This is a genomic window from Mycoplasma todarodis (assembly GCF_004335995.1).
GTDB lineage: Bacteria > Bacillota_I > Bacilli_A > Mycoplasmatales > Metamycoplasmataceae > Mycoplasma_K > Mycoplasma_K todarodis.
Window position 1 is genome coordinate 1 of record NZ_PSZP01000047.1, and the last position, 4,362, is coordinate 4,362.

5 protein-coding genes, 2 tRNA genes and 1 pseudogene are annotated in these 4,362 nt (G+C 30.8%); 2 read left to right on the top strand and 6 right to left on the bottom strand.

Annotated elements, in window-relative coordinates; translation table 4 throughout:
* The coding region (locus C4B25_RS04235) for an NAD(P)-dependent oxidoreductase (protein ID WP_272482648.1) at positions 1-570 on the bottom strand (570 nt) is incomplete at its 3' end.
* A gap of 84 nt (positions 571-654) precedes the next feature.
* Here C4B25_RS04235 and C4B25_RS04240 point away from each other — a divergent pair.
* Positions 655-1,377: a phosphotransferase gene (locus tag C4B25_RS04240; protein ID WP_131613862.1), complete on the top strand. Its 723-nt coding sequence runs from the start codon at positions 655-657 to the stop codon at positions 1,375-1,377.
* Positions 1,378-1,395: 18 nt separating this feature from the next.
* Here the strand turns inward: C4B25_RS04240 and C4B25_RS04245 are convergent, their stop codons facing one another.
* A complete protein-coding gene (locus C4B25_RS04245) occupies positions 1,396-2,355 on the bottom strand; it encodes a phosphotransacetylase (protein ID WP_131613864.1) in 960 nt (319 codons plus the stop codon).
* Positions 2,356-2,532: 177 nt separating this feature from the next.
* Between C4B25_RS04245 and C4B25_RS04250 the strand changes: the two genes are divergently transcribed.
* On the top strand, positions 2,533-3,240 hold the full coding sequence (locus C4B25_RS04250; protein ID WP_131613866.1) for a PQ-loop domain-containing transporter: 708 nt from the start codon (positions 2,533-2,535) through the stop codon (positions 3,238-3,240).
* 51 nt (positions 3,241-3,291) lie between these two features.
* Here the strand turns inward: C4B25_RS04250 and C4B25_RS04255 are convergent.
* The 4 genes and pseudogenes from C4B25_RS04255 to C4B25_RS04270 all read right to left on the bottom strand — a co-directional run.
* A tRNA-Thr gene (locus tag C4B25_RS04255) sits at positions 3,292-3,367 on the bottom strand.
* A gap of 1 nt (position 3,368) precedes the next feature.
* A tRNA-Ser gene (locus C4B25_RS04260) sits at positions 3,369-3,461 on the bottom strand.
* A gap of 282 nt (positions 3,462-3,743) precedes the next feature.
* Positions 3,744-4,160: an ATP synthase F1 subunit epsilon gene (gene atpC, locus C4B25_RS04265; protein ID WP_131613868.1), complete on the bottom strand. Its 417-nt coding sequence runs from the start codon at positions 4,158-4,160 to the stop codon at positions 3,744-3,746.
* A 12-nt stretch (positions 4,161-4,172) separates the two neighbouring features.
* Positions 4,173-4,362, bottom strand: a pseudogene (locus tag C4B25_RS04270) (F0F1 ATP synthase subunit beta); the annotation flags it as partial.

Sequence of the window (4,362 nt, forward strand, 5' to 3'; positions counted from 1 at the left end):
AGTAAATCCTAGGTTTTTAGCTGTATCTGGGAAGTTCTTTTCTGCATATTCATCGAAAACGATAACATTTGCTCCAAGTCCTTTAGCTATTTTAATGAACCCTTGTCCAATTCTACCAGCACCAATTACACCAACTGTAGAGTTGTTGATAACTTTACCTTCTAATCCGTTTAGTGCAAAGTTGTTTGATGTTGTTCTTTTATAAGCGATGTGAATGTTTCTGTTGATTGACATTAGAAGTGTCATTGCGAATTCACATACAGCTTCTGGTGAGTAAGCAGGAACACGGAATACTTGAATCCCTAATTCTTCAGCTGCTTTAAGATCAATTCTGTTGTAACCAGCTGATCTTTGGAATCAATATTTAATTCCTAAATCTGCTAATTTTGTAAGGATCTCTTTTGATCCGTCACAGTTAACGAAAGCACAAATTGCTTCTGATCCTTTTGCTTTTTCAACTGTTTCCATTGAAAGTCCTTCAGTAATGAAATTAAATTCATGACCATTTTTATTTGCTTCCGCAAATGTAGTTTCATCATACTTTTTAGTATCGAAAAATGCTATTTTCATGTATATCTCCTTATTGATGTTGTTAAATACCTTTTAATTATACACTTATACAAAAAAATGATTAAAATAAGATATTATTTATATATGGAATACACTAAAAAGACAGAAGTTCTTGGAGGACACAAGAACGAAACATATAAAATTGAAAACAATAAAGGTCAATACTTTATGAAGTTAAAGAGATTCGACGGCTTCAATCATAAGCTTAACTATTCTGAAGTTGCACATTTAGAATATGTACCTAATTTACTTGAAGAAACACCAGAAAAATTAGTGTGAGAATTTTTAGAAGAAGAAAAGTTAGAGCTAAACAAGAAGAACCTTAAAGAGATGGCTAAGATTTTATACAAATTACATAACTCAACCATTAAATTGCCAAAATCAAATCATAAAGCTAGACTTGAACAATACTTTGAAGAAATAAAAGATAAAAAAGATATACCAAGTGAAGTACATACTTTCTTTAATAAAGCTGAGGATATCATAGACAATTTTGATGACTCAACACCATTACACAATGATCCTTGAATGAATAATTTTGTTCTTGCAAAAGATAAAGTATTCTTAATTGACTGAGAATATGCAAGTTTAGGTGATAAACACTTCGATCTTGCATTCACAATTGATGGTTCTTACTTATCAACAGAACAAGAAAAAATATTCTTAGAAGCCTATGGTGAATATGATAAGAAGAAATTGAGTGATGCGAAAATATTAGTTAATTATTTAACTCTTGTATGAATGCATAGATTTGAAAAATTACCTTTTAGCGATAAACCAATCATTGAGAATTTAAATAAAAAATAAAAAAAGAGCGTTGCTCTTTTATTTTTTTGCTTGTATTGCTGTAATCATCATTGTATTATAAACATCGTTAGAAGTAGAACCTCTTGATAAATCATTTACAGGTTTATTTAAACCAGTGATGATTGGACCTATTGCTCCATAACCACCAAGACCTTGAGCAATTTTATACCCTATATTCCCTGAATCTAATGAAGGGAATACAAAGATAGTTGGTTTCCCATCAAATCCATTTTCTTTATATTTCTTATTTCTGATGTCCATTGATAATGCAGCATCAAATTGAATTTCTCCTAGCGCTTTATATTGTGGTTTGTAAGTCTTATTAAATTGTTCAGTGGCATGTTTTACTTTTTGTGCAAGTTCATGTTTCGCTGAACCTGATGTAGAGAAAGAAAGAAATGCAACTTTTTCTTTGAAATTAATTTGCTTTGCAAAATTAGAAGAGTTTATAGCGATATCAACAAGTTGTTCTTGTGTTGGGTAAGGAATTACGGAAATATCTGAGAAAAGATAGTGTTCATCATCTTTTTCCATTATCATCACTGATGAAATAACATTTACATTTGGTTTAGGTTTGATTATTTTGAATGCAGGACTTAAAATTTGTGATGTTGGAAATTCTAAACCACCAACAACACCTTCAACTTCTCCAAGTTCAAGCATTAGCATACCGAAATAATTTGGTAAGAATACAACTTTCTCGGCTTGTTCTTTTGTTTCTTTACCATTTCTTTTGCTTAAGTATAATTCCACTAATTCTTCTTTTCTGTTTTTATAATCAGAAATGACTATTGTTGATATTTGTGATTCAATCATTTCATCATGATCTTCCAACAACAAAATTGGTTTTATATAATTATCTTTTTTGTGATTTATTGCAGCTTCTAAACTTCTTTTATCGTTACCATCAATTAATAAAATACGTTTTTTTTCAACTTCACTTTTCAACAATTCAATCATATGTTTTTTAAATGTCATTTTACTACCCCTTTTTTTATCTTTACTTGTCAATTATAAACCAATACACAATTGCAAAAATAATATTTAAAGACTACCATTTTAAAATATCAAGGTTTTTCACATCTATTGGAGGTGATCAAAAGTTTATTATATAAATAAGTAATTTTTCGGGTGTTTTAGAGTAAAATATTTTCTATGAATAACTTATTAATAATTTTAATAATAGGAATGATAATACTTGATGCATCATTTCTATTCCAGATAGTGAAAATATGAACAGAAAAACATTCGTTTGGACTTTCTTTAACTTCCTGAATAATAAATATGATTGGTAGGGTTATTTGAATTGTGTATGGAATGTTATTAAGCACCCATGGTGGTGTAGTTCTAACGATAGGTCAAGGTCTTTGTGGACTTATGACAATTCCGGTCATCTATTATATTCTAAGAAATAGAAAAACTAATGGAGAATATAAGAAAGAACACTTTAGTAAACCACTCTTCATGCTAAGGATTATCTTGATAACAATAATAACTTCATTGATAATTACTTGTATTGTATTCTCGATATTAGCTATTAATGAGAAAAGTAAAATCGGGGAAGATAAATTAATTCTCGCAATTTCTTTAATTGGTTCATCATTCACAGGCCTTTCGTTCTTACCTCAAGCAATTAAGACTATTAAAACACAAGATACAAAAGCAACTTCTTTAAATCTATGTATTGCATTTATTATAGGGAATTCATTGATGATTACTTATCTACTTATTCAAGCAGTCAATGATGATGTCTTAAAATATATTGCTGGTATTATCTTTACTTCGATTTCAGTTCTTTCAATGATGACAATTACAATCATTAAAGTCAAAAACATTATCAAACTAAAACAAAGCATAGGTTAATATAATTAAAAAAAGCGAGTGCTCGCTTTTTTTCTAGTGTATTCCTACATATGGTGCCGACTGTGGGAATCGAACCCACGACCTCATCCTTACCATGGATGCGCTCTACCTACTGAGCTAAGACGGCATGGCGGGCAATGAGGGATTCGAACCCCCGCGGGTCGTGAAACCCCTGCAACATTTCGAGTGTTGTCTCTTCAGCCGGACTTGAGTAATTGCCCTCATTACATATAGAAAAATTATACATCATTAGAAAATGGCATAATAAAAAAACAGCTGGAAAACGCTGTTCTTTTTTTATTGAATGGCCAAACTTACAATTTCGACCACAAGACTTCCTAAACCGTATCCAAGTGCTAGGGACACGATTATATATAAAACAATCCCAAACGACTTATGAGTTGTTCTGATTATTTTAGTTCAGTCAACTGCAATCAATACATATCCAACTAATGCTATAGAAAGAAAGTATGTGACTATTTTTGCTCATGCGGGAAAATCCATTATCTATTCCCAACATTAATTCTGTTAATTGCTTTTTGAAGTGAAAATTTAAGTTTTAGAATTTCAGCTGCGTCTTTTTGAGCTTTTAAAGCTTTTTCGGCTTTTAATTTCTCATTTGCTGCACGATTAATATCGATCTTAGATTTTTCTTCAACTGCATCAGTAATTATTGTTACTGTGTCTTTATCAGCATATAACAAACCACCAGCGATGGCACAATCCATATAATTGTCTTGTCCTTTAGTACCAATGATTAATGGTGAAATCTCTATTGAACCAACAATAGGAACACGACCTTTTTGAAGACCGATATATCCTTCAGATGTTTTAACCGTTACGATTGAAACTGGTTGATCATAGAAAATTCCTTCAGGAGTAATTATTTTGAGATGTGTTCTGTTTTTATCTTCTGTCATATAATACTCCTTTTATTTTTTCTTATTAGCTTTTTCGACAGCTTCTTCAATTGTTCCTACATATAAGAATGCAGATTCTGGTAAATCATCATATTTACCTTCAATAATTTCTTTGAAACCACGAACTGTATCTTCTGGTTTAACGAATTTACCTTCGATACCAGAGAATTTTTCAGCAACGAAGAATGGTTGTGAAAGGAAG